We start from the raw sequence: 25,568 nt of genomic DNA, 5'->3' as shown, positions 1-25,568 counted from the left end.
CGCGGTATCAGCCCTCGGCGATGGCGCCGGCCGCGCCCGCGATCGCGTACTCGGTGGCCTGGTTGATGGCCACCGGGCCGCCGAAGATCTCGATCAGGCCCGCGCCGCCCAGCGAGGCGCCGATGCCGTGCAGGGCGTTGGCCGAGAAGGAGGGCAGGTTGGTGACGTTGGTCAGGACCAGCGGGCCGTCGGCCTCGGCGAGCTGCGCGGCGCCGGTGAGGGCGTCGGCGAAGTTCAGGCCGGTGGCCACACCCGCGATGTGCTCGCCGTGGAAGGTGGCGGCCACGCGGGCGGCGGTGTCGAAACGGTCGTAGCCGGCGAAGCCCGTGACGTTCGGGATGTGGGCGTTCGCCGCGGCGGTGACGGCCTGGGCGCCGACCGCGGCCACGGCCTTGGCGTGGTGCGCGTAGTTCGCCACCGCCGGGTTCATGACCTTGTCGTCGGTGAGCAGGATCGCCGCCGGCGCACCGTTGTCGGCGAACGTGTTGCCCGCCAGCGGGCCGGCGGACAGCGCGTCGGCGAAGCCGGTGCCGGTGGCCAGGACCACGTGGTCCGGGTTGCCCATGGCCGCCGCGATCTTCAGCGAGGTGTCGTACCGGTCCACGCCGCCGATGCGGGTGATCTGGCCGGCCGGCAGGCCCAGGCCGTTGACCACGGTCTGGCTGATGGCGCCGGTGCCGCCCAGGACGTAGACCTTGCCGCCGGGCTTGAGGACCCGGTGGATCTCGGCGACGACCTGCGCGTCCACCACGTTGCCCGGGGTCAGCAGCAGCGGGCCGCCGACCTTCTTGGCCAGCGGGGCGCCGGACAGCGCGTCCGGGAAGTTGGTGCCCACGGCCAGCACGACGTTGTCGGCCGAGCCGCTGTTCCGGTACTGCTGCTGCGAGATCTGGATGCCGGTCTGGTACCGGTCGTCACCGGCGATGCGGCCCACGCGGTTGGCGTCGTAGGAGCCCTGCAGGTACGCCAGGGTCGGCGAGCCCAGGCCGGTGGCCTCGTCGTAGCCGGCGCCGGCGCGCAGCGACGTGTCGTGGCCCATGATCTCCTCCTGGACCTGGGAGCCCTCGGGGATGATCGTGTACATGTTGTCGTTCGCGGAGACGTCCCGGAACTTGCCGGCGTTCGCGTAGATCGTCGGGTTCTCGAAGCCCGGCGCCGTGCCGCCGTGCGCCTGCATCTGCAGCGCGGTCTCGGCGGCGAACAGCGGCGCGGCCAGCGAGGTGCCGCCCATCGGGGTCCACTCCGGCTGCCCGCCGGCGGTGTGGAACAGCGCCATGCCGGTCAGCGGGTCGGCGTCCATCGCGACGTCCGGGATGGTGCGCATCGGGGTGTTCAGGTGCGCGCCGTTCGGGGCGGTCTGCGACATGCTGGTGGGGACCACGCCGCGCTGGTAGAACGGCTGCCCGATGTCGGTCGAGGTACCGCCGCCGCCACCGCCGGTGAACTGCCCGGGCTTCAGGCTGCTGGGGCTGCCCGCGGGGGTCTCGTAGTCGCCCCAGGGCTCTTCGCCCCCGTAGTTGTTGTTCGCGTCGACCTTCAGCGCCGTGCCGCCGACCGCGGTGACCCACGGTGAGCTGGCCGGGTACTCGGTCTGCCGGCCCGCGGACCCCGAGTCGCAGTTGCGGCCGGTGGCCGCGTTGGCCGGGTCGTCGTCGCCGCAGTCGCCGGTGGAGAAGTTGAAGCCGATGCCCTGGACCGCGCCCTTCATGAAGATGCGGTCGAAGGCGGCGGTGGTGGCCGCGTCCTGGTTCCAGCCGTTGGTGTGCATCAGGCCGCCGATGGAGACGGACACGATGTCGGCGGCGTGCGTGTTGACCACGTACTCGTAGGCCGCCATCAGGTCGTTGTCCTCGCAGGAGGCCGCGCCGACGTAGACGACATTGGCGTCCGGGGCCATGTTGTGCACGGCCTCGACGTCCAGGCTCTGCTCCTCCGCCCACGTGTCCGGGTGGCAGCTGCTCTGGTTGTTGTACGCCGCGGTGTTCGTCACCTCGCGGTACTGCCCCGGGCGGAACTGCTGCTGGTGGAACTGGTTGTTGTACGTCGTCTCGTCCTGCGCCATGGTCCCGCTGGTGTAGGCGTCCACGATCGCGACGGTCGCGCCCTTGCCGGTCAGGCCGGAGTTGGCCACGCCGTAGGCGCCGCGCAGCTGCGCGGAGTCGTAGCCGCAGATCGGCGCCGGGATGCCGTCGTAGCTCTTCGAGCCCCACGACGTCGCGCACCACGAGGTGTCGAAGGTGGTCGAGGCCGGGTGCGAGGCGGTGGCCGGGGACTGCACGGCGCCGGGGGTGTGGAACTTCGGCGCGTCGTAGAGCCCGGAGATGCCCGAGATCGCGTTGGCGACGTTGGCCGGGACCATCGCGGCCGTGGCCGGCGCGTAGTGCGCCTGGCCGTCGGGCGCGGTGTAGTTGGCCAGCTTGGTGCCGAAGGCGGCCTGCACCACCGAGGCCTCGCCCTGCAGGTCGATCCAGCTGTCGGCGACGTTCTTGACGGTCAGGCCGGCGCCCTTGGCCCAGTCGGTGACCGTCTTGATCTGCGCGGCGGTCGCGCCGAACTCGGACTGTACCTGCGAGGTGCTCAGGTACTTGTGGTAGTTCGGGCTGCTCGGGTCGGTGACCGACTGCGCCAGCGCCGCCAGCTGGCCCTGGTTCTGGCCCGCCAGGTACACCCGGGTGCTGATGGTCTGGGTGGCCGGCACGGCGGCCTTCTCGGTGGCCGGGGTCGCCCAGTCGGGCTGGGTCCCGGCGACCGCGACCCGGCCGAGCGAGTCGGTGTGGCCGTTGTTGGTCGTGTCGTTGCTCTGGGCCTGCGCGGACGACATGCCGACGGCCGCGATGACGGCCGTGGCCATCGGTATGGAACCGACGGCCAGTATCTTCGAGCGCTTCTTTGCGGCGTGAGACATGGTGTTGAGACAACTCCCCGAGTGATGTGAACTGCGTGGACGAGAGGGGTGACGTTCAGTCCTGGGCCCACCCGCCGACGCTGTAGTAGGCGAAACCGGTGCCGGACAACGGGAATCCCGCCGGTGTGTGGCTCCGGTGTGAGATCGAGGCCGACGAGGCCTCGCGGGTGAGCGGGTGACGAGCCGGGGTGTGGCACACGCGCACCACAGCTGCGTTCGTCACTCTTCACCTCCCCCGAGTGTCGCGGACAGCGAGCGTAAGGCGCTTGCGTCGACATATGACCGCGCCAGTCTCGCGGTTTGGTGTTGAATACCTGTTGAACAAGGGTTTGGGGGAAGGGGCGCGGGGGTGGGCTCTACCGTTTGGTTCGGGCTGCTGGGTCCGGTGGACATCCGGCTGGACGGGGAACCGGTCCCGCTGCCGTCGGCGCGGACCAGGGCGCTGCTGGCCGCGCTGCTGTGCCAGGCCAACCGGGTGGTCAGCGTGGACGGGCTGGTGGACGCGGTCTGGGGCGCCGATCCGCCCGACGGGGCGGTCACGACGCTGCGCAGCCACGTCATGCGGCTGCGCCGCTGCCTGGGCCCGCAGGCCCGCCGCCTGGAAACCGTCGCGCCGGGCTACCGGCTCCTGCTCGACCCGGCCACCGAACTGGACACCCGGATCTTCGTGGCCCGCTACCAGGCCGGCCAGGAGGCGGCCGACGCCGGCGACTGGCGCTCGGCGGCCCGCTTCGCCGGCCAGGCGCTGGCGCTGTGGCGCGGCGAGCCGCTGGCCGACGTGCCCTCGGAGCTGCTGCACCTGGAGGAGGCCGCGGCCTGGGCCGAGATGCGGGTGGAGGCGATCGAGCTGCGGGCGCGCGCGGACATCGCGCTGGGCCGCGCGGCCGACGCCGCGGCGGCGCTGCGCCGGCTGGCCGCCGACCATCCGCACCGCGAGCCGGCCTACGCGCTGCTGATGTCGGCGCTGGCCGCCGCCGACCGCCGGGTCGAGGCGCTGCAGGTGTACCGGTTGCTGCGGACGGTGCTGGTGCGTGATCTGGGGATGGAACCGAGCCCCGAATTGCGTGCGCTGCACCAGCGGATTCTGGCGATGGACGCCGGACCCGGCGGCACCGGGACCGGGACCGGCACCGGCAGTGGCACCGGCAGCGGCAGCGACGGCGCCGGCGACAGCGACGGCAGAGCCGCGGAGGACCACGACGAGCCGAGCGCCGGATATGTCGCCTGGCCCACGCCGCACACCCTGCCCTGGGACACCGCCGACTTCACCGGCCGCGAGGACCTGCTACGCCGCATCACCGACACGATCGGAACGACGGCGGGCCCGAACACCGTGATCGTCGACGGCATGGCCGGGGTCGGCAAGAGCGCCCTGGCCGTGCACGCGGCCCACCGGCTGGCCGGCCGGTTCCCCGGCGGCCAGCTCTACGCGGACATGCGGGGCGCCTCGGCCGAGCAGGTGCTGGCTGTGTTCCTGCGGCTGCTCGGCATCGCACCAGGAGATCTGCCGAGCTCCGAAACGGAGTCCGCGGCGCTGTACCGCAGTCTGTTGGCCGTGCGGCGAGTTCTGGTCGTGCTCGACGATGTCCATGACGCCAGGCAGTTGGCGCCGCTCATTCCGGCCTCGCCGGGCTGCGGGCTGCTGGTGACCACGCGGGACCGGCACGTCGGTGCCGCCGGGGCGCTGCGGATCTCTGTCAGCCCTCTGACCCTCGATGATTCGCGCGACCTGCTCGATCGGATGGCCGGAAGCGATCGGACCGCCGCCGAACCCGAGGCCGCCGACGAGGTCCTGAAGGCCTGTGCCGGACTGCCTCTGGCCATCCGGGCCGCCGCCGGCCGTCTCGTCGCGCGGCCCTGCTGGACGATCGCCGATCTGGCCGCCCGCTTGGCGAACTCGGCGATCGGAAACGCCGGCTCCACGCTCCTGGACGAACTCAGATTCGCCGACCACGACGTGCGGGCGAGCCTGGCCGCCGGCTTCACCGCACTCGGCGAGACCTCAGCGACCGCCCTGTGCCTGCTCGGTCTGTGGAGCGGCACAGAACTGGGCCTTCCAGTCGCGGCGTCCCTGCTGGGCCGTCCGTCCGCCGAAGCCGAGGACATCCTGGAGCGCCTGGTCGACCTGAACCTGCTCCAATCGCCGCGGCACGGCCGCTACGCGCTGCACGCCCTGGTCCGCGAGTTCGCCGCCGAGAAGGCCCGGACCCTGCTCACCGACGACCAGCGCCACCAGGCAGCCGCGCTGTGGCGTCTGCCGCACGCCCGATCTGCCGATGGCTTCTCAGAGTCCTTACAGCCCTCGCAACCTCCGCAGTCCTCACAGCCTCCGCAACCCTCACAACCCTCGCAGACCTCACAACCACCCGCGCCGCCCGGCCTGTAACCCTGCCTGGAAGCGCGTCGTGGCCCCCAGCCGCGCCTGTGCCCGCCTACACGCAGACCAACACCGCCTACGACTTCGTCATCACGGTCTCCACGCCGCAGGTCGCCGGGCAGCCGGGGCTGGACAACGGCGGCCACCACATCCGGATCGTGCTGCCGTCGGACTACTACAGCAATCCGACAAAGCGCTACCCGGTGCTGTACCTGTTCAACGGCTCCACGCCGGGCGCCGACCCCGCGAACTACTGGTGGTTCCCCTCCATCAACAGCAACGCCGGCATGATCTTCGTGATGCCCGACGGCGGCGCGCGCGGCTGGTACTCGAACTGGCTCACCCGGACCGCGCCGCCGGCGCGCGACGTCATCTGGAACAACATCGACCCCGGCGCGCACGTCTCCGCGCTGGCCGGCATGGGCGTCTCCGTCTACGTCGCCTGACGCTGTACGTGTTCTGACACCCCACCGGAACCGTCGAGCCCCGCCTCCCGCCGAGGCGGGGCTCGACGTTCGTCCGCGGTTCCTTATGAGGGCGCGTGGGTTGTGTCCGGCTGCGCGGCGTTCAAGGCGGCGATACAGCTGCTCAATGCCGTGGCGAGTTGGCGGCGCTGGCCGGCGTCGAGGTCGGCGAGCATCCGCTGCTCGATGACGTTCACCGTCTTGTCGCAGGCCTGCAGGGTCGCGCGGCCCTGCTCGGTGAGTTCGATCCGCAGGATCCGTCCATGGGTGGGATGCCGGCTGCGGGTGACCCACGCGTGCTTTTCCAGGTCGCGCAGGGTCTCGTTCATGCTCTGCGGGGTGATGAACGCCCGTCGCGCCAGTTCGGCGTTGGACAGGCCGGGTTCCTCGTCCAGGGCCGTGAGTACGGCGAACTGGGTGAGGGTGACGCCGTGCTCGTGCAGCGCCCGGGCCATGTGGGCGTGCAGCGCGGCCTGGGCCCTTTTGATCAGGTACCCGGGCCGGTCGACGGTGTCCTGGGGCCGTTCTGAGCCGCTCATGGTTATCAGGTTACCTTGCATTGTTCGCGCCGCGGGCCTACCCTGGATATCAGGTTTCCTGACAACTAAGGAGAGGTGCCGCCATGGCCGCCGTCGGACCGTCGTTCATCGCCCTGCAGGTACACGACCTGGAGGCGTCCGCACGCTTCTACGAGGAGCGGCTGGGACTCACCCGCGCAGCCGTCTCCCCGCCCCACGGGGTGGTCTTCGACACCCGGCCGATCCCGTTCGCGGTGCGCGAACCCCTGGTCGACCTGGACGCCACCGACAAGCTCGGCTGGGGCGTGGCGCTGTGGCTCAAGGCCGAGGACGTCGACAAGATCCACGCCGACCTCACCGAGCACGGCGTGCCGATCGTGACCGAGCCGTTCGACGGCCCGTTCGGCCGGACCTTCGCGTTCGCCGACCCCGACGGGTACGTCGTCACGCTGCACAGCTGACCGCCTGACCGCCTGACCGCCTGACCGCCGGGCCGCCCAGCACGCCGCGCCGCCCAGCACGCCGGGCCGCTCGCGCAGCCCCGGCGGCCGGCTGTCGCAACGGTCGCTAGAAGTCGTACTGGCCGATGTTCGAGGAGTCGAACACGGTCGGCGCGCCGAGCGTCACCACCCCCTGGGCCCCGACCGTGAAACGGCCCAGCGACCCGGCGGTGAAGCTCTGCCCCTGCGCGCCGGAGATCTGCCCGGAGGCCAGGGCCACCGCGGTGTACGCCGCGAGCTGGCCGAGTTTGCCCGGGTCCCACAGCTCGAAGGCCTTGACCGTGCCGTCCTGGACGTAGGAGCGCATGTCGTTCGGCGTCCCCAGGCCGGTCAGCAGCACCTTGCCCTTGTACTGCGAGCCGTCGAGATACTGCGCGGCCGCTTTGATCCCGACCGTGGTCGGCGAGATGATCCCCTTCAGATCCGGGTACTGCTGCAACAGTCCCTGCGTCTGCTGGAACGACATCTGCGCGTCGTCGTTGCCGTAGGCGATCTTCACCAGCTTCATGTTCGCGAACTGCGGCTTCTTCAGCTCGTCCTGCATGTAGCCGATCCACGCGTTCTGATTCGTCGCGGTCTGCGCCGCCGACAGGATCGCGATCTGCCCGGAGTAGTTCAGCTCCTTGCCCAGCAGGTCGACCTCGCTGCGTCCCAGGTCCTCGGAACTGGCCTGGGACACGAACGCCTGCCGGCAGCCCGGATCGGTGTCCGAGTCGTAGGTGACGACCTTGATGCCCGAGCTCATCGCCTGCTTCAGCGCCGTGCACAGCGCGCCGGGATCCTGTGCGGACACCGCGATGGCCGACACGTGCTGCTGCGTCAGGGTATTGACGTAGGACACCTGTCCGGCGGTGTCGGTGGCGCTGTTGGTGCCGACCTCCTTGTAGCTCTCGCCGAGTGCGGTCAGTGCGGTGTTCCCTCCGGCGTCGGAGATGTTGAAGTAGGGATTGTTGACCTGTTTGGGCAGGAAGGCGACGGCCAGGCCCTTCTTCGTCGCGGCGTCCGGGTTCGCCGCGCCGCCCTGCCCGGCGGCCGGGGCGGTGGACGCCGCCTTGTCGGTGGAGCTCTTGGTGGCCCCGCCGCACGCGCTCAGACTCAGCGCCAGCAGACTGCCGGCGGCCAGGGCCGCGAAGCTCGTGGCTTTGCTCATGGCATTCCCCTCAACGGATCGATGGCGACATCTGCCGGGCCACGCGTGGCCCGAGCACGGAGACGGTCAGCAGCACGCCGGTGACGATCGTCTGGGACTGCGCCGAGACGTCGGCCAGACTCATCACGTTCTGCAGCGTGCCCAGCAGGAAGACCCCGGCGATCGCGCCGCCGACGGTGCCGCGGCCGCCGTCGAAGTCCACGCCGCCGAGCAGGACCGCGGCCACGACCGACAGCTCCAGACCGGTGGCGTTGCTGTAGGTGGCGCTGGCGTAGTGCAGCACCCAGAACACCCCGGTGAGCGAGGACACCAGGCCGGTGGCCACGAACAGCGACAGCTTGACCCGCTTTACCCGCACCCCGGCGAACCAGGCGGCCTCGGCCGAGGCGCCGACGGCGAAGACCGAGCGGCCGAAGCCGGTGGCGTGCAGCACCACCGCGGCCGCGGCGGCCAGCACCAGCCAGGGCAGGACGGCGGTCGGCAGGAACGAGCCGGCCAGGCGCCCGGAGCCGAAATCCAGGTAGTTCTGCGGGAAGTCGGTGACCGAATTCGAGCCGAGCACGATCTGCGCGACGCCCCGGTACAGCGCCATCGTGCCGATCGTGACCGCCAGCGAGGGCAGCCCAAGCCGGGTCACCAGCAGGGCATTGATGAGACCGCAGACCACGCCGAGCGCCGCGCAGACCACGATGATCGCGTTGATGTTCATGCCGTGGTTCCACAGCGCGCCCATCACCGCCCCCGACAAGCCCACCGTGGAGCCCACCGACAGGTCGATCTCCCCAGAGGCCACCAGCATCGTCATCGGCAGCGCGATTGCCGCGACCGGCAGCGTGTTACCGATCAGGAAGCTGATGTTCAGCGCGTTGCCGAAACCGCCGACGGTGCTGAAGGAGACGGCGAGCAGGATCACCAGCAGCACTGAGACCACGGTGTCCCAGCGCAGGGCGCCGTGCAGGGGCGGCCGGCGCAAGCCGCTCGGCGCGGCCGGAATATCAGCCATCAGCGATGGTCCTCGCCTGTCGGGCCCGGCTGCGCAGCAGCCCGGCGATCCGCAGCGCCACGACCCGGTCCACCGAGATGGCCAGGAGCAGCAGGATCCCGTCGATCGCCTCGACCCACACCGAGCTGACGCCGATCGCGGGCAGGACGCTGTTGATGGAGGTGAGCAGCAGCGCGCCCAGCGCCGCCCCGTACACGCTGCCCGAACCCCCGGTGAACCCGACGCCGCCGACCACCACGGCCGAGACCACCGTGAGCTCGTAGCCGCTGCCGGTCCCGGCGTCGGCGTACCCGAACCGGGCCAGATACAACGCCCCGGCCAGTCCCGCGAGCGCCCCGCACAGCACGAACGCCCCCACGATCCGCCGCCGCACCGGCACCCCGGCCAGCGCCGCGGCCTGCGCGTGCGAACCCAGGGCGTAGCACTCCCGGCCGCTGCGGTAGTTCCGCAGGAAGTAGCCGACCGCGACCAGCACGACCGCCGCCAGCACCGCCAGATACGGCACCGCCCAGATCCCGTCGTGGCCGAAGCTCTTGAAGCCGCTCGGTAGCCGGGCCGCGGTGACCTCCCGGGAACCGACCCAGATCGAGTCCAAGGCACGGATGATGTAGAGCGTCCCCAAAGTGACCACCAGCGAAGGCACCTGACCCACGCCCACGAGCACCCCGTTGAACGCACCGAAGCCGGCGCCCAGGACGATCGCCAGCCCGACCGCCAGGACCGGATTCCCTCCGTGCCGCAGCAGATCCCCGGCCGCGAACGCGGTGACGCCCAGCACCGAGCCCACCGACAGGTCGACGTTGCCGGTGACCACCACGACCGCCTCGCCGACCGCCACCAGAACCAGGATCGTCGCGTTCAGCAACAGGTCCTTGATGCCCTGCTCGGACAGGAACGAGGTGTTGTCGATCTGCGTGGCCGTCAGCATCACGGCCAGCACCGCCAGGATCGCCAGCTCGCGCATCCGCAGCACCCGGTCGAGCAGCGCGCGCGGCGCGTCGGCGGCCGGCACCGCCTGCACGGCCGCCGCTGTGGCTGACGCCGTCATCGCGCACCCCCGGCCGCCGCGCCGGTGGCTGCCGCGCCCGTGGCCGCCGCCATCACGGTCTGCTCCGTGGCCCCCTCGCGGGAGATCTCGGCGCTGATCCGGCCCTCGCGCATCACCAGCACCCGGTCGGCCATGCCCAGGATCTCCGGCAGATCCGAGGAGATCATCAGCACCGCGACGCCGTCCGCCGCCAGCTGCGAGAGCAGCCGGTGCACCTCGGCCTTCGTGCCGACGTCGATCCCGCGCGTGGGCTCGTCGACGATCAGCACCCGCGGCCCGGTCGCCAGCCACTTGGCCAGGACCACCTTCTGCTGGTTGCCGCCGGAGAGCGTGCCGACCAGATCCGACAGGCGCGCGTACTTCACCTGGAGCCTGGCCGCCCAATCGACCGCGCGGTCACGCTCTGCGCGCCGGCTCACCAGCCCGGCGGTGGTCGCCGCGCGCAGATCGGCCAGGCCGATGTTGCGCTCGACGCTCATCTGCATGATCAGGCCCTGCGCGCGCCGGTCCTCCGGAACCAGGGCCAGTCCGGCGGCCATCGCCAGGCTCGGCGAGCCCGGTTTCAGGCGGCGTCCGCCGACGGCGACGTGGCCGGCGTCGAAGCGGTCGACGCCGAACACGGCGCGCGCCACCTCGCTGCGTCCGGCACCGACCAGTCCGGCCAGGCCCACGATCTCGCCGGAGCGGACCTGGAAGGAGACGTCGGTGAAGACCCCTTCGCGAGTCAGCCTGCTGACGTCCAGCGCGATGTCCCCGACCGCCGTTTCCTGTTTGGGATAGAGCTCGTCCAGAGTCCGGCCGACCATGCGCCGCACCAGATCGGCCTCGGTCAGGCCGGCCAGCGGTTCGGCGGCGACCAGCGCGCCGTCCCGCAGCGTGGTGACCCGCTGGCAGAGCTCGAAGATCTCCGACAGCCGGTGCGAGATGAACAGCACCGCCGCGCCCTGCTCGCGCAGGGCCCGCACCACCGTGAACAGCCGGGCCACCTCGCTGCCGGTCAGCGCAGCCGTCGGCTCGTCCATGATCAGCACCCGCGCGTCGAAGGACAGCGCCTTGGCGATTTCCACCAGCTGCTGATCGGCGATGGACAGGCCCCGGGCCGGCCGCTCGGGATCCATCGCGACCCCGAGCCTGGCGAACAACGCGGCCACCGCCTCGCGCACCGCGCGGTGGTCGACCCGCCCGAACGAGCGCGTGGGCTGGCGGCCCATGAAGATGTTCTCCGCCACGCTCAAGTCGGGGAACAACGTGGGTTCCTGATAGATGACGGCGACACCGGCGTCCCGCGCGGCGGCCGGCCCGCCGAACTCGACCGGTGCCCCGTCCAGCAGCACAGAGCCCTCATCCGGCCGGTGCACCCCGGCCAGCACCTTGATCAGCGTGGATTTGCCGGCCCCGTTCTCGCCGGCCAGTGCGTGCGCCTCGCCGCTGAACAGCTGAAGGGACACCGAACGCAGAGCGTGAACGGCTCCGAAGGACTTGCTCACCCCCTCCAGCGCGAGGACCGGAGTCGTGGGGTCCGGGTCGGGGTTTTCGGGGTTGTCCATGAGACTCCCGAGTGAATTGTTTCAATGAAATTGCGGTGAAGTTAGCTCCGAGAGTGAGGTGCGTCAAGGGCTGCGGAGCCGGTTTGGCTGAGTAAGCGGGCTGATCATCGCTGAATCGATTCATGACTACTGGAGGTAGCACGCCTTCGCCGACCCGAACGCCGGGTCGCCGAAAACCGTGTCCGTACAAGGCGTCCCGCCGCTGTAGCTGCCGAAGTAGTACCGGCCGTTCGCACCGAAGGCCACCTCACGGGTCCCGGAGAACGCGCAGCTCCCGTTCTCCGCGGCGCACGACGTCCACGTCGTGAAGCCCGGGGGAGGGCCGAGCAGGAAGCAGGCCTTGGTTGTGTTCGGCGCCGGGTCGCCGAAGACCGCGTTGTCGCAGGCGGTGCCGCCGCTGCCGAGTGTGGCGAACTTGTAGGTGCCTCCTCCGCCGTACGCGATCGTCATCAGGCCGCTGTAGGAGCAGCTCTGGTTCTCGGTGGCGCACTGTTGCCAGCCGGGCGAGGCCGGTTGTGTGGTCTGCACGTAACACCACTTCGGGACGTTGGGCGCCGGGTCGCCGAAGTTCGTGTCGTTGCACGTGGTGCTGCTGGCTGTCTGCAGGTAGTTGAACTGCCCGCCGGCCCCGAACGCGATCACCGACGTCCCGCTCACCGCGCAGCTGCCGTTCTCGGCGGCGCAGCGGGTCCAGGTGCCGGGCAGCTCGCGGTAGGAGATCGGCGGTGCGGTCGCCGAGGCGCTGTAGGCGACCGTGTAGACACCGGGGGAGACCCCGCGGAAGTACACGTACTGCCCGTCGGTGTCCGCGCTGGTGATCCCGGACGCTCCGACGAACGCGCTGCCGTTCCACGCGGTCTGCCCGTTCACCGTCACCGTCCGGTTCTGACCCCACGTCGGTACCGCGATGACGCCGGCCGAGCCGCTGTTCGTCGAGGAATCCACCTGCAGGCTGAAGTCGCCCGCGCTGTCGTGGTCGTAGCTGGCGTGGATCTGCTTGCCGGCGGCCACCGTCAGCGTCCCCTCGACGTGCGTCAGGTCGCCGGGGTGCGGCACGACCTGGTACGAGCTCCCCGACGGTGCGGTGGGGGATATGCCCAGCACGTCGGTGGTCAGCGCGCCGGTCGGGCCGGTCGACCAGCCGTGCGCCAGGCTCGTGAAGGGGCTCGAATACGCGTTGAGCGTGCCGTTGTTCGCGTAGCCCTCCCAGAAGGTGCTGCCGGTGCCGATCGGGGAGTCGAGCATGTAGCCCCACTCGTCGCGGATCAGGTTGAGCGCGTTGACGTCGTCGCCGGCGGCGAAGTGCGCATAGAGCTCCATCGAGCCCGAGAACGGCGAGATGTTGCTGTTGAACTCAGGGGCCTGAGCTCCCAGGCTGTTCCAGTTCCCGCGCAGGTGGGTCGCGATCGCAGTAGCCTGCGAACCGCCGGCCAGGCCGTACCAGACCGCCAGCGAGTTCCCGTCCTGCGGGTACAGCGTGCTGCTCGGGTTGTCCTTGTACGCACCGGTCGAGGAGTCCCACAGCGTGGCGTTCACGGCCGTCTTCAAGGTCGCGGCCTTGTTCGTGTAGGTCGAGGCCAGCGAGCTGTTGCCTTCGGCGGTGGCGAGTTTCGCCCCGGTGGACAGCGCCTCGTACATCAGGGCGTTGGCTTCGATGTTCTCCCCGCCCTGGTCGCCGCGGGCCCAGTCGTTGGTGCCGGTGACGTTCAGCAGGCCGTTGCCGTCGATCTTCGCGGTGATGAAGTTCATGCCGAGCTGGTACTTGCTCCAGATGCTGTCCAGCCAGGTTTTGTCGGCCGTGTACAGGTAGTACGCGTACGTCCCGACCAGCGTCCATATGTGGTAGGTGTCCGAGCTGTAGAAGAGGAACTCGGGACCGCCGTACGGCAGCTCGCCGGTCGACTTCTGGTTCTGATACATCGTGGACAAGGAGTTGCGGACGCCGAGCATGTCGTCGGTGCTCACGTACGCCGTGGTCGCCGAGACCCCCATGTCGCCCGGCCACACCGACCGGTCCCGTTTCGCGCCGTCGGTGAGCACCTCGGTCCCGGTGCCGACGACGCCGTTGTTCTCCCAGCCCGAGGACGGCGGCGGCCACACCCGGCCCTCGGTCGGATCGATGGTGTCCAGCTGGGTGGTGTAGGCGCCGGCGTACCAGGCCTGGTTCAGCGCGGTGTCGTTGGAGCAGAAGTAGTCCGGGTACGCGGCCGGGTCCGAGGCGTTCGGCGCCGCGCTGAACGCCAGCCAGACGCCGTCGAGATCGGCGTAGCCGCCGGAGTTCAGGAAGAGTGTCAGATACCTGAATCCGCCGCGCAGCTTGTCCTTCGGCACGGTGTAGCTCCCACCGCCGACCGGAACCGCCGCCGCCACGAAGCCGTCGGCACCGCCGCCGCTGGAGGCGTCGCTGGCGTTGCCGACGAACTGGCTGGACTCCGAGAAGGCCAGCCCGACGCTTTGGCTGGAATCGCTGGCGTCCGCGAAGCGCAGGCTCACCAGGCCGCCGACGTCCTTGCCGAAGTCCAGCGTCACCGCCGATCCGTTGCCGGTCAGTCGGGTGTTCTGCCCGTTCAGCAAGGCGGAAGCGTTTGCGACGGTGCCGCTGGTGGCGTAGACCGCGACCGGGTTCACCGTTCGGGACGTGGGGGACAGGTTGTCCGCCGCGCAGGGATTGGCGTACGCGGCGTGGGCTTTGGCCGGATGTGGTGCCGGGGTGCCGGCGGAGGCGCTCGCGGCGGTGCCGAATCCGCCGGCGGTCAGGCCGAAAGCGAGCACGGCGATCGGTAGGTGTCTCACGGTGGTGCCTCTCCTGAAACGTTTTCGGGCATGGGGAATCGAGCTCATGAGAAGTACTGGGAGTGCACAGCTTGTGCTGGTCGCGCTGAAGATTAAATCGATTCAACCCACGAAGTCACCGGGGATGCTACTCCGGCCCGCGGCGGACGGCCAGGGTTCGCGCGCAAAGAATCAGCGGTCTGCGACGTCCGAGGTCGGAGCCTTGACAGCCCCGGCGGCTGGGCGTAAAACCAACACGAACAAAGGGAAACGGCGTGGAAACCAAACGCCGGATGCCGCAAGAAGATCGCTGAGCTCACCGAGCACACCCGGGGTGGCCCATGTACGCAGAGGAACGACAGCAGGCGATCCTGCACAAGGCGCGGGTCGACGGCCGGGTCGACGTCGTGGTCCTGGCCGAGGACCTGACGGTGACCACCGAGACGATCCGCCGGGACCTGACCGCCCTGGAGCGGGCCGGCCTCGTGCGCCGGGTGCACGGCGGGGCGATCCCGGTCGAGCGGCTCGGTTTCGAGCCGGCGCTGGCCGTGCGGGACCAGAGCATGACCGCGGAGAAGGAGCGCATCGTCAAGGCCGCGCTGGCCGAGATCCCGGAGGAGGGCTCGATCATCATCGACGCCGGGACCACCACGGGCCGGCTGGCCTCGGCGCTGCCGGCCGACCGCGAGCTGACCGTGGTGGTGAACGCCCCGGCGCTGGCCGCGCAGCTGGTCGCCCGGCCGAATCTCACGGTCCTGATGCTCGGCGGCCGGATCCGCGGCCGCACCCTGGCCGCGGTGGACGAATGGGCCCTGGCCCCCTTGTCCCAACTGTGTGTGGACGTGGCCTTCATGGCGACCAACGGGGTGTCGGTGGCGCGCGGGCTGACCACCCCGGATCTGGCCGAGGCGGCGGTGAAGCGGGCGATGATCGGCGCGGCCCGGCGCACCGTGCTGCTGGCCGACCACACCAAGGTCGGCAACGACTGCATGGCGCGCTTCGGCGGCCTGGACGACGTCGACCTGTTCGTCACCGACGCCGGCCTGGACGAGGAGACCGCCGCCGAGTTCGGCGGCGCCGGGGTGCGGGTGGTCCGGGCATGATCGTGACCCTGACCCTCAATCCCAGCCTGGACCGCACACTGGCGCTGGACTCGCTGCGCCGCGGCGAGGTGCTGCGCGCCACCTCCGCCCGGATCGACCCCGGCGGCAAGGGCGTGAACGTGACCCGGGTGCTGCGCGCCTTCGGCGTCGCCTCGCACGCGGTGATCCCGTGTGCCGGGCCGGACGGCGAGGAACTGGCGCGCCTGCTGCAGAACGACGGCGTACCGGTGACCGAGGTCCAGGTCGACGGCTGGACCCGGTCGAACATCACGCTGGCCGAGGCCGACGGCCGGGTCACGAAGGTCAACGCCCCCGGCGGGGCGCTGACCGGCAGGGAGGTGGCGCTGCTCGCCGAGGCGGTGCTGGACCGCTGCGTGTCGCAGGATCCTGCGAACGCCGGCGCCTCCTGGGCCGTGCTGTCCGGCAGCCTGCCGCCGGGTGTGCCCGACGACGTCTACGCGACCCTGACCGCGCAGTTCGCCGAGCACGGGGTCCGCGTCGCGGTGGACACCAGCGGCGCGGCGCTGCTGGCCGCGGTCGACGCCGGCCCGGATCTGGTCAAGCCGAACCGCCAGGAGCTGGCCGCCGCCGTCGGCACCCCGCTGAACAGCATCGGCGAGGTCGTCGCCGCGGCCGAGAAGCTGTGCTCCCGGGGCGTCAAGGCGGTCCTGGCAAGCCTGGGCGCGGACGGCTCCGTGCTCGTCGACTCCTCCGGCGCGCTGTTCGGCACCGCCGAGGCGATCGAGCCGGTGAGCACCGTCGGGGCCGGGGACGCGCTGCTGGCCGGGTTCCTGGCCGCCGGCGGTGAGGGCGGCCAGGCGCTGATCGAGGGAATGGCCTGGGCCAGGGCCGCGGTCGGGCTGCCGGGCAGCCAGATGCCCGGCCCGCCGGACGTGAGCCGGGAGGGAATCCGGGTCGTGCGCGACCCGGGAGGTAAACCGGCGGGGTCCCTGCACCTCGCCGACAACGGCTGAACCCCGCCGCCACCTGCGCCGAAGCACTGCCCAGCACAGCAAGTGAGGAACCAACCCACACGATTGTCCTGACGTCCCTAGGAGGACGCATGTCTTCGATGGCTTATACGCCGGCCCCCACCGGCACCGGACTGAAAGCCAAGGTTCAGCAGTTCGGCTCGTTCCTGGCCTCGATGGTGATGCCGAACATCGGCGCCTTCATCGCCTGGGGCCTGATCACCGCGCTGTTCATCCCCACCGGCTGGACCCCGAACAAGTCCCTCGGCGAGCTGGTCTCGCCGATGATCACCTACCTGCTGCCGATCCTGATCGGCTACACCGGCGGCCGGATCGTGCACGGCCAGCGCGGCGCGGTGATCGGCGCCATCGCCACCACCGGCGTGGTGGTCGGCTCCTCGGTGCCGATGTTCCTCGGAGCGATGATCGCCGGCCCGGCCTCGGCATGGGTGCTCAAGCAGTTCGACAAGCTGACCGCGGACCGGCTGCGCGCCGGGTTCGAGATGCTGGTCGACAACTTCTCCCTGGGCATCATCGGCGGCGCCTTCGCGGTGCTGGGCAAGTGGGCGATCGGCCCGGCCGTGAACCACGTGACCGACTGGGCCGGGCACGGCGTCAACTGGGTGCTGAACCACCACCTGCTGCCCTTCGTCAGCATCCTGATCGAGCCGGCCAAGGTGCTGTTCCTGAACAACGCCATCAACCACGGCGTCCTGGACCCGCTGGCGGTGGCCCAGGCCGCGGGCCCGCACCACAAGTCGATCCTGTTCATGCTGGAGTCCAACCCCGGTCCGGGCCTCGGGATCCTGTGCGCCTACCTGCTGTTCGGCCCGCGCGCGCTGCGCCCGTCGGTCCCCGGCGCCATCGTGATCCAGTTCCTCGGCGGCATCCACGAGATCTACTTCCCCTACATCCTGATGAAGCCGCGCCTGATCCTGGCCGCGATCGCCGGCGGCTTCGCGGGTATCTCAGTGTTCTCCGTCACCGGGGCCGGCCTGGTCGCCTCGCCCTCGCCGGGCTCGATCTTCGCCTACCTCACCGAGACCCCGCGCGGGAGCTACTTCGGAGTCCTGGCCGGAGTCGTGGTAGCCGCGGCGGTGTCCTTCATCGTCGCCTCGCTGCTGCTCGGGTTCGGGCGCGGCGAAAAACCGGAAGAAGCTGAGGAGACGACAGACGCGGACGACGGCGCGGCCGTGCCCGCACAGGCTTCACCGGAAGGAGCGACGGCATGAGCACTCTGTCCGCGACGGACATCAAGAAGATCATCGTGGCCTGCGACGCGGGCATGGGGTCCTCGGTGATGCTGGCCGGAACCTTGAAGCGCCAGCTGAAGAACACCGGCGTGAGCGTCGAGCACGCGCAGGTCTCGGCGATCCCCGCCGACGCCGACCTGATCCTGACCCAGCAGAGCCTGGCCGAGCGGGCCCGCGCCGCGGCCCCCGGCAAGCCGGTGGTGGCCTTCCAGGTCTTCCTCGGCGACCCGGCGGTGACCAAGGTGGTCAAGGCCGTGAAGGAAGGCGGCACCATCGATGTCTGACACCCGTGACGGCCTGCTGGCCGGCAGGGGCGTCCGGTTCGGCGTCCCGGTCTCCGACCGCTACGACGCGGTCCGCCGCTGCGGCGAGCTGCTCGTCGAGATCGGAGCCGTGAGCGAGGACTACATCCCCTCGATGCGCGAGCGCGAGGACGAGATCTCCACCTACATCGGCGCCGGAGTGGCGATCCCGCACTCCACCGCCGCCGGCAAGAAGTACGTCCGGCGCGACGCGCTGGCCGTCCTCGCCCTGGCCGAACCCGTCGACTGGGGCGATGGACAGGAGGTGTCGATGTGCGTGGCCATCGCCGCCCTCGGCGACCGGCACCTGGACATCCTCGCCGAACTCGCCGAGGTCCTGATGGACCCCGAGCGGGCCGACCAACTGCACCAGGCAACAACCGCGAACGAAGTGATCCGGCTGCTTCAGCCAGCAGGAAAGGCAGAGAACGTATGAAGGCCGCAGTGTTCCACGGACCCGGGGACGTCCGGATCGAGGAGGTGCCCGAACCCACGCCCCTCCCCGGCGAGGTGAAGATCCGGGTGCTGGCCTGCTCGATGTGCGGGACCGATCTGAAGATCTTCCGCTCCGGGCACTTCCGCATCGCCCCGCCCCGGGTGATGGGGCACGAGATCGCCGGGGAGATCGTCGAGGTCGGCGACGGCGTCGACGGCTGGGCGCCGGGGGACCGGGTGCAGGTGATCGCCGCGATCCCGGACGGCACCTGCGAGGAGTGCACCCGCGGCCACCAGACCGTGTGCCTGAACCAGGAGTCGATGGGCTACCAGTACGAGGGCGGCTTCGCCGAGTACATGGTGGTCCCGCGCAGCGTACTGGCCGTGGACGGGATGAACCGGATCCCCGACGGCGTCGGCGCCGACGAGGCCTCGGTGACCGAACCGCTGGCCTGCGTGCTCAACGGCCAGGAACTGGCCGGCACCGGCCCCGGCGACGTGGTGGCGGTCTTCGGCGCGGGCCCCATCGGCTGCCTGCACGTACGCCTGGCCCGCTCCCGGGGCGTGGCGCGCATCATCATGATCGAGGTGAACCGCGAACGCCTCCAGCTGGCCGCGGACCTGGTCCACCCCGACGACACGGTCTGCGCCGAAGACGGCGACATCATCGAGCAGGTCCGCAAGCTCACCGACGGCCGCGGCGTGGACGTGGTGATCACCGCCACCGCCGCCGGCGCCGCGCAGGAGCAGGCCCTGCAGATCGCCGCCCCGCGCGCCCGCATCAGCTTCTTCGGCGGTCTGCCCAAGGACAAGCCGACCATCACCCTGGACTCCAACCTGGTCCACTACCGCGAACTGACGATCGTCGGCGCGAACGGCTCCTCGCCGGCGCACAACGCCCGCGCCCTGGAGCTGATCGCCACCGGCGAGGTGCCCGTCAAGGACCTGATCTCGGTCCGGCTGCCGCTGGAGCGGGTGCTGGACGCCCTGGACATCGTGGCCAAGGGCGAGGCCATCAAGGTCACCATCGAGCCCTGAACCGGGCCCCGAACCGAGTCCCGAGCTGAGGAGACAGCCATGATCGAGCGCACCGTCGTCGTCGGATCCACCAGCGGACTCCACGCCCGCCCGGCGAAACTGCTGGTCCAGGCCGCCGCGCAGCAGCCGGCGACGGTGCGCCTGCGGGTGGGCGACCGGCCGGCGATCGACACCCGCAGCATCCTCGCGGTGCTCGCGGCGCGGGTGAAGCAGGGGACGGAGGTCACCCTGGAGGCCGACGGCGAGGGCGCCGAGGCGGCGGTCGCGGCGCTGGCCGAGCTGATCGCGCGGAACCTGGACGAGGAGGGCGGGGATGCCTGAGCGACAACTCACTGATCTGGTGATGCTCAGCGGTGTCGGGGTGAGCGCGGGCGCGGCGACCGGTCCGGTCGTCCGCATGACCGCCCCGGCGCCCCTCCCGCCGCCGCACCAGGTCACCGACCCCGCCGCCGAACTGGCCTCGGCCTGCCAAGCCGTCACCGCCCTGGCCTCCGACCTCACCACCCGCGCCGAGCGCCTGTCCGGCGAGGCCCGCGACATCCTCGAAGCCCTCGCGATGATCGCCCAGGACCCGCTCCTGGCCGAGGACATCGGCCACCGCACCGCCGCCGGCTCCGACGCCGCCCACGCCCTTACCGAAGCCTTCGACGCCCAGGCCGACCTCCTGCGCGAGGACGGCGGCTACCTCGCCGAGCGTGCCGCGGACCTCGAAGACCTGCGCGACCGGGCCGTGGCGACCGTCCTGGGCCGGCCGATCCCCGGCATCCCCGACCCCGGCCATCCCTTCGTCCTGGTGGCCGCCGACCTCGCCCCCGCCGACACCGCGAACCTGAACCCGGACCGGGTCCTCGCGATCGTCACCGAGCGCGGCGGCCCGACCAGCCACACCGCGATCCTGGCGCGCGGCCTCGGCATCCCGGCGGTCGTCGCGGCCGCCGGCGCGACCGGGGTCGCCGACGGGACAGTCGTCGCGGTCGACGGCACCGCCGGGACGGTCGCCGTCGGCGTAGAACAGTCCAGCGCCACCGTGCCGCGCCCCCGCACCCAAGCCGACCTCGCCGCCCTCGGCCCCTGCCGCACCGCCGACGGCCATCCCGTGTCCCTCTACCTGAACATCGGCGCGCTGAAAGACGTCCGCCCCGGCGCCCAAGGCGTCGGCCTGCTGCGCACCGAGTTCCTCTTCCTCGGACGCAAAGACGCCCCCTCCAAAGCTGAACAACACGCCGCCTACCTGGAGCTCTTCAACGCCTTCCCCGAACCCGGCACCCGCGTCGTCATCCGCACCCTGGACGCCGGCGCCGACAAACCCCTGCCCTTCCTCGGCCTGCCCGCCGAGGAGAACCCGGCGCTGGGCGTCAGGGGCCTGCGCACCGCGCGCTTGCGCCCCGAAGTCCTGGACGACCAGCTCGCCGCCATCGCCTCGGCTGCCGCGGAAGCGTCCTGCGAGGTCTGGACCATGGCCCCGATGGTCGCCACCCCCGGCGAGGCCGCCGAGTTCGCCGAACGGGCCCGCGCGCACGGCCTGGAGCACGTCGGCGCCATGATCGAGATCCCGGCCGCGGCGCTGCGCGCGGCCCGGCTGCTGGAGCACCTGGACTTCCTGTCCATCGGCACCAACGACCTGGGCCAGTACACGATGGCCGCCGACCGCCAGGACGGCCGCCTGCCGGACCTGCTCGACCCCTGGCAGCCGGCGCTGCTGGAGCTGATCGCGCTGGCCGCCGGGGCCGGGCGCGAGGCGGGCAAGCCGGTGGGCGTCTGCGGCGAGGCGGCGGCCGATCCGCGGCTGGCCCCGGTGCTGGTCGGGCTGGGGGTGACCTCGCTGTCGATGGCCGCCGCCGCGGTTCCCGCCGTCCACGCCGCACTCGGCGCGCGCACCCTGGCGCAGTGCCGGGACCTCGCGGCCATGGCGCGCGACGCCGCGGACCCCGCCGAAGCCAGGGAGCTGGTGTCCCGGTCCTGACACGGCGCGGACGCCAGCCGGTGACCCGTTCGGAGGCAGAAAGGTTACAGAAGAGCCCTTTCGGACGAAACCTCCGAATATGGCGGTACAAGAAGCGGCCGGCGGCTCCGGGCAGCACTCGACCCATCTGCGGCGCGACATCGGCCTGATCGGTCTGCTGTGGGCCTCCGAAGGGTCGATCATCGGGTCGGGCTGGCTCTACAGCGCGCAGAAGGCGCTGGTCGCGGCGGGACCCGCGGCCCTGATCAGCTGGGGCATCGCGGCGGTGGCGATCATCGCGCTGGCGTTCGTGCACGCCGAGCTCGGCGGCATGTTCCCGGTCGCCGGCGGCACCGCGCGCTACCCGCACTACGCCTTCGGCGGCGCGGCCGGGGCCTCGTTCGGGTGGTTCACCTGGCTGCAGGCCGTGACCGTCCCGCCGATCGAGGTCCAGGCGATGATCGGCTACGCCCAGCACTACACCTGGGCCGACAGCTGGCAGCACAAGGACGGCACGCTCACCGGCTACGGGGAACTCGTCGCGGTGCTGCTGATGGCGATCTTCACGGCCGTGAACTTCCTCGGGATCCAGAAGCTGGCCACCGTGAACAACGCCGCCACCTGGTGGAAGGTCGGCGTGCCGCTGCTCACCATCTTCGTGCTGGCCCTGACGCACTTCCACGCCTCGAACTTCACGGCCAAGCAGGCCGGCGGCTTCATGCCCTTCGGCGCGCACGGCATCATGTCGGCGGTCTCCACCTCCGGCATCATCTTCGCCCTGCTCGGCTTCGAGCAGGCGATCCAGCTGGCCGGGGAGTCGCGCAACCCGCGCAAGGACATCCCGCGCGCGACCATCCTGTCGATCCTGATCGGCGCCGCGATCTACATCATGCTGCAGGTGGTCTACATCGCCGCGCTGCCGGCCGCGACGTTTGCCGCGGGCTGGGCGCACCTGGACTACAAGAACATCAGCGGGCCGTTCGCGGGCCTGGCGACACTGGTGGGCCTGGGCTGGCTGGCGACGATCCTGTACATCGACGCGATCATCTCCCCCGGTGGCACCGGCCTGATCTACACCACGTCCACCTCCCGCATCACCTACGGCCTGAGCCGCAACGGCTACATCCCGGTGCAGTACGAGCACGTCAACCGGCGCGGGGTGCCGTGGCTGGGCATGCTCACCGCGTTCGTGGTCGGCTGCATCTGCTTCCTGCCGTTCCCCAGCTGGCAGCAGCTGGTGTCGTTCATCACCTCGGCCAGTGTGCTGATGTACGCCGGGGCGCCGCTGGCCTTCGGCGTGTTCCGCGACAAGCTCCCGGACGTGGAGCGGCCCTACCGCCTGGCTGCCGGGGAGGTGATGGCGCCGTTCGCCTTCATCGTCGCGAACCTGATCATCCTGTGGGCCGGCTGGGACACCGACTGGCGGCTCGGGGTGGCGATCGTCATCGGCTACGTGCTGCTGGCGATCTCCCGGATCTTTCACCTGAACCCGGCCCAGCCGCCGCTGGAGCTGCGCTCTGCGCAGTGGCTGCTGCCGTACCTGCTGGGGATGGGGATCATCGTGCGGGTCAGCGCCTTCGGGCCGATGAAGGACCCGTGGCTGTCGGAGTGGTGGTCGCTGGCCGTGGTGGCCGTGGTGAGCCTGGTGATCTACTACTGGGCCAAGGCGGTGGCGCTGCCGCCGGAACGGATCCGCGCGCACGTGGCCGACGTCGCCGTGGTCGACCTGCCGGAGCACTGACGGGCCGGAGCACCGCCCGGCCGCGGCCTTGTCAGCGGCGGCGGCGCGGGATCAAGCTGACTTCCATGACGACCCGGACCCCGCGGACCAGCGCGCGCCGTGACCAGCTGACGGCGATCGCCGCCGGCCTGTTCGCCCGCGACGGCTACCACAACGTGACCGTCGGCGACATCGCCGCCGCCGCGGGCCTGTCCGGACCGGCCATCTACCGCCACTTCCCCGGCAAGCAGGCCATCCTGGCCGAGGTGGTGCGCTCCGGCTTCGACGAGATGGCCGCCGTCCTGGCCGCCGACCTGGCCGGCATGTCCGACCCGGCCGAGCGGCTCCGCCGGACCTACCGCGACCTGGCATCCTTCGTGATCCGCCGGCCCGCCTTCGGCGTGATGTGGCGCCGCGAGTACCGCCACCTGGCCCCCGAGGACGCGGCCGACCTGGCCAAGCGCATGGGCGAGGCCACCGACGCGGTGGTCGCCGAGCTGCGCGAACTGCGCCCGGAGCTGGACCCGGCGGACGCGGAGCTGGTGGCGTGGGCGGCGCTGAGCGTGATGGGCAGCATCTCCGACCACCGGATCCGGCTGCCCCGGGCGGCCTTCGAGGAGCTGCTGGCCGGGATCGCGATGGATGTGGTGTCGGTGGAGTTCGGCGGCGTTGGCGGCGATAACAGGCCCGACGAGCCGGCGGCAGCGGACCGGAAAGAGCAGATCCTCGCCGCCGCGGCCCGGCTGTTCTGGGACCGCGGGTATCACGAGGTGACGCTCGACGAGATCGGCGCCGCCGCCGGGATCGCGGGGCCGAGTGTTTACAGCCACTTCGCCGGCAAGACTGAGTTGCTGCGCACGATCACGGAGCGGATCGGGGAGTTGTTGCGGCAGGACCTGGCCGACAGTGATGCGGCGGCCGACCCCGCCACGTCATCCGCAGCCCTCACCCCGCTCACCACCCTCACGGACCTGTCCACCCGCTACGTCGCCACCGTCCTTTCCTCCCGCGACCTGGTCGCCGCTTACTTCACCGAGGGCCACAACCTCCCCGACCGCGACCGCGCCGAGACCCGCCGCTTCCAGCGCGCCTACACCGCTCACTGGTCCGCGCTCCTGGCCGCCGCGAATCCCTCAGCGTCTCCCGCGGAGATCCGCATCCGCGTCCTGGCCGCGTTCGCCGTCGTCAACGACACCGCCCGCACCCGCCGCCTGCTGGAACGCCCGGGGCTGGCCGGCCGGCTGCGCGCGCTGATGCTGGCGGTGCTCTTGACACCGGCCCGCGGGGCGCGCGATGTTAATCGCCGTTAGGCGGTGGGCCTCGGCAGACATGGAGTCGCACATGAGCAGATCGGCCTGGGCGGGCGAGGATGTGGAGGCGTTGCGGGAGCTCGCGACGGCTTTCTTCACCAACGAGGCGCTGCCCCGGGAGGAGGAGTTCGCGGCGCAGGGGTTCCCGAGCAGGGACATCTGGCAGGCGGCCGGCAAGCTCGGGCTGCTGTGCGCCTCGATCCCCGAGGAGTACGGCGGCGGGGGCGGCACCTTCGCCCACGAGGTCGCCATCACCGAGGCGCAGATGCGCTCCGGCGCCGGCGCCATGGCGATCACCGTGCACGCCGGCATCGTCGCGCACTACCTCAACGCGTACGCCACCGAGGAGCAGAAGCTTCGCTGGCTGCCTCGCATGGCCTCCGGCGAGCTCATCGGCGCGATCGCCATGACCGAGCCCGGCACCGGCTCGGACCTGCAGAACGTCGCCACCAAAGCGGTACGCGACGGCGACGAGTACGTCGTCAGCGGCGCCAAGACCTTCATCACCAACGGCTACAACGCCGGTCTGATCATCATCGTCGCCAAGACCGACACCACCCAGGGCGCGCACGGCGTCTCCCTGCTGGTCGCCGAGGTCGGCGACGACACCCCCGGCTTCGCCCGAGGCCGCGTCCTGAAGAAGGTCGGCCAGCACAGCACCGACACCGCCGAACTCTTCTTCGACGGCCTGCGCGTCCCGGCCGAGAACCTGCTCGGCGGTGTCGAGGGCCAAGGCTTCATCCAGCTCATGCTGCAACTGCCGCAGGAGCGCCTGCTGGTCGCGGCGATCGGAATGGCGATGCTGGAGGCCGCCGTTGACTACACCGTGGCCTACACCAAGGAGCGCGAGGCCTTCGGCAAGCCGCTGTTCAAGCTCCAGAACACCCGCTTCGAGCTGGCCGAGTGCGCGACCGTCGCGCGCGTGGCCCGGGTGTTCTTCGACGACTGCGTCATCAAGCACCTGGACGGCGGCCTGGACGCGGCCACCGCCTCGATGGCCAAGTACTGGATCACCGACCGCCAGACCGAGGTCGTGGACCGCTGTGTGCAGCTGCACGGCGGTTACGGCTACATGCTCGAGTACCCGATCGCCCGGCTGTTCGCCGACGGCCGGGTGCAGCGCATCTACGGCGGCGCCAACGAAATCATGAAGGAACTGATCGCCCGCTCCCTGTAGCGGAGGCGACCGGACGAGATAGAGAGGAACTGC

At 70.9% G+C, this 25,568-nt stretch carries 22 protein-coding genes; 14 read left to right on the top strand and 8 right to left on the bottom strand.

The features are described from left to right. Positions 1 to 7 precede the first annotated feature (7 nt). Together ABH926_RS38315 and ABH926_RS38310 are read right to left on the bottom strand one after the other, a co-directional pair. A complete protein-coding gene (locus ABH926_RS38315) occupies positions 8 to 2,905 on the bottom strand; it encodes a cell wall-binding repeat-containing protein (protein ID WP_370370872.1) in 2,898 nt (965 codons plus the stop codon). 55 nt (positions 2,906 to 2,960) lie between these two features. Next, positions 2,961 to 3,128: a hypothetical protein gene (locus tag ABH926_RS38310; RefSeq protein WP_370370871.1), complete on the bottom strand. Its 168-nt coding sequence runs from the start codon at positions 3,126 to 3,128 to the stop codon at positions 2,961 to 2,963. Between the two features lie 126 nt (positions 3,129 to 3,254). On the opposite strand from ABH926_RS38310, the gene ABH926_RS38305 reads away from it, so the two are divergent. Next, on the top strand, positions 3,255 to 5,291 hold the full coding sequence (locus ABH926_RS38305; RefSeq protein ID WP_370370870.1) for a BTAD domain-containing putative transcriptional regulator: 2,037 nt from the start codon (positions 3,255 to 3,257) through the stop codon (positions 5,289 to 5,291). A 38-nt stretch (positions 5,292 to 5,329) separates the two neighbouring features. Beyond that, complete coding sequence (locus ABH926_RS38300) at positions 5,330 to 5,728, top strand: hypothetical protein (RefSeq protein WP_370370869.1); 399 nt, start codon at positions 5,330 to 5,332, stop codon at positions 5,726 to 5,728. 83 nt (positions 5,729 to 5,811) lie between these two features. On the opposite strand, the gene ABH926_RS38295 is transcribed toward ABH926_RS38300, so the two are convergent. Next, a complete protein-coding gene (locus ABH926_RS38295) occupies positions 5,812 to 6,285 on the bottom strand; it encodes a MarR family winged helix-turn-helix transcriptional regulator (RefSeq protein ID WP_370370868.1) in 474 nt (157 codons plus the stop codon). An 83-nt stretch (positions 6,286 to 6,368) separates the two neighbouring features. Here ABH926_RS38295 and ABH926_RS38290 point away from each other — a divergent pair, with 83 nt between their 5' ends. Continuing rightward, positions 6,369 to 6,725 (top strand): VOC family protein, encoded by a 357-nt coding sequence (locus ABH926_RS38290; protein ID WP_370370867.1) that lies wholly within the window; start codon positions 6,369 to 6,371, stop codon positions 6,723 to 6,725. A 106-nt stretch (positions 6,726 to 6,831) separates the two neighbouring features. Here the strand turns inward: ABH926_RS38290 and rhaS are convergent, their stop codons facing one another. From rhaS to ABH926_RS38265, 5 genes are all read right to left on the bottom strand, one after another. Further along, positions 6,832 to 7,914, bottom strand: coding sequence for a rhamnose ABC transporter substrate-binding protein (gene rhaS, locus ABH926_RS38285; RefSeq protein WP_370370866.1), 1,083 nt, complete (start codon positions 7,912 to 7,914; stop codon positions 6,832 to 6,834). A 10-nt stretch (positions 7,915 to 7,924) separates the two neighbouring features. After that, entirely contained in the window at positions 7,925 to 8,917 is a 993-nt protein-coding gene (locus tag ABH926_RS38280) for an ABC transporter permease (protein WP_370370865.1), read from the bottom strand. After that, entirely contained in the window at positions 8,910 to 9,965 is a 1,056-nt protein-coding gene (locus tag ABH926_RS38275; protein ID WP_370370864.1) for an ABC transporter permease, read from the bottom strand. The genes ABH926_RS38280 and ABH926_RS38275 overlap by 8 nt, the downstream gene beginning before the upstream one ends. Then, on the bottom strand, positions 9,962 to 11,512 hold the full coding sequence (locus ABH926_RS38270; protein ID WP_370370863.1) for a sugar ABC transporter ATP-binding protein: 1,551 nt from the start codon (positions 11,510 to 11,512) through the stop codon (positions 9,962 to 9,964). The genes ABH926_RS38275 and ABH926_RS38270 overlap by 4 nt, the downstream gene beginning before the upstream one ends. A 126-nt stretch (positions 11,513 to 11,638) precedes the next feature. Then, a complete protein-coding gene (locus tag ABH926_RS38265) occupies positions 11,639 to 14,305 on the bottom strand; it encodes a trehalase family glycosidase (RefSeq protein WP_370370862.1) in 2,667 nt (888 codons plus the stop codon). A 320-nt stretch (positions 14,306 to 14,625) separates the two neighbouring features. Here ABH926_RS38265 and ABH926_RS38260 point away from each other — a divergent pair, with 320 nt between their 5' ends. The 11 genes from ABH926_RS38260 (at position 14,626) to ABH926_RS38210 (ending at position 25,535) form a co-directional block, all read left to right on the top strand. Further along, positions 14,626 to 15,387: a DeoR/GlpR family DNA-binding transcription regulator gene (locus ABH926_RS38260; RefSeq protein WP_370370861.1), complete on the top strand. Its 762-nt coding sequence runs from the start codon at positions 14,626 to 14,628 to the stop codon at positions 15,385 to 15,387. Further along, entirely contained in the window at positions 15,384 to 16,361 is a 978-nt protein-coding gene (gene pfkB / locus ABH926_RS38255) for a 1-phosphofructokinase (protein ID WP_370370860.1), read from the top strand. The genes ABH926_RS38260 and pfkB overlap by 4 nt, the downstream gene beginning before the upstream one ends. Positions 16,362 to 16,450: 89 nt before the next feature. Next, positions 16,451 to 17,590, top strand: coding sequence for a mannitol-specific PTS transporter subunit IIC (gene mtlA / locus ABH926_RS38250; RefSeq protein ID WP_370370859.1), 1,140 nt, complete (start codon positions 16,451 to 16,453; stop codon positions 17,588 to 17,590). Next, the gene (locus ABH926_RS38245) at positions 17,587 to 17,895 is read left to right on the top strand and encodes a PTS lactose transporter subunit IIB (protein WP_370370858.1); all 309 of its coding nucleotides are present in this window, start codon (positions 17,587 to 17,589) and stop codon (positions 17,893 to 17,895) included. The genes mtlA and ABH926_RS38245 overlap by 4 nt, the downstream gene beginning before the upstream one ends. After that, positions 17,888 to 18,349: a PTS sugar transporter subunit IIA gene (locus tag ABH926_RS38240; RefSeq protein ID WP_370370857.1), complete on the top strand. Its 462-nt coding sequence runs from the start codon at positions 17,888 to 17,890 to the stop codon at positions 18,347 to 18,349. Before ABH926_RS38245 ends, ABH926_RS38240 begins: the two co-directional genes overlap by 8 nt. After that, the gene (locus ABH926_RS38235; protein ID WP_370370856.1) at positions 18,346 to 19,386 is read left to right on the top strand and encodes a zinc-dependent dehydrogenase; all 1,041 of its coding nucleotides are present in this window, start codon (positions 18,346 to 18,348) and stop codon (positions 19,384 to 19,386) included. Before ABH926_RS38240 ends, ABH926_RS38235 begins: the two co-directional genes overlap by 4 nt. A 39-nt stretch (positions 19,387 to 19,425) precedes the next feature. Beyond that, positions 19,426 to 19,707 (top strand): HPr family phosphocarrier protein, encoded by a 282-nt coding sequence (locus ABH926_RS38230; protein WP_370370855.1) that lies wholly within the window; start codon positions 19,426 to 19,428, stop codon positions 19,705 to 19,707. Continuing rightward, entirely contained in the window at positions 19,700 to 21,349 is a 1,650-nt protein-coding gene (ptsP, locus tag ABH926_RS38225) for a phosphoenolpyruvate--protein phosphotransferase (protein WP_370370854.1), read from the top strand. Before ABH926_RS38230 ends, ptsP begins: the two co-directional genes overlap by 8 nt. A 79-nt stretch (positions 21,350 to 21,428) precedes the next feature. Continuing rightward, positions 21,429 to 23,069, top strand: a complete 1,641-nt coding sequence (locus ABH926_RS38220; RefSeq protein ID WP_370370853.1) for an APC family permease — start codon at positions 21,429 to 21,431, stop codon at positions 23,067 to 23,069. Positions 23,070 to 23,134: 65 nt separating this feature from the next. After that, positions 23,135 to 24,358 (top strand): TetR/AcrR family transcriptional regulator, encoded by a 1,224-nt coding sequence (locus tag ABH926_RS38215; protein WP_370370852.1) that lies wholly within the window; start codon positions 23,135 to 23,137, stop codon positions 24,356 to 24,358. Between the two features lie 31 nt (positions 24,359 to 24,389). Further along, positions 24,390 to 25,535, top strand: coding sequence for an acyl-CoA dehydrogenase family protein (locus ABH926_RS38210; protein WP_370370851.1), 1,146 nt, complete (start codon positions 24,390 to 24,392; stop codon positions 25,533 to 25,535). The last annotated feature ends 33 nt before the right edge of the window (positions 25,536 to 25,568 follow it).

It is taken from the genome of Catenulispora sp. GP43, from assembly GCF_041260665.1.
Taxonomy (GTDB): Bacteria; Actinomycetota; Actinomycetes; order Streptomycetales; family Catenulisporaceae; genus Catenulispora.
The sequence above is the reverse complement of the archived record's forward strand: the minus strand, read 5'-3'. Positions and strand labels throughout refer to the sequence as shown.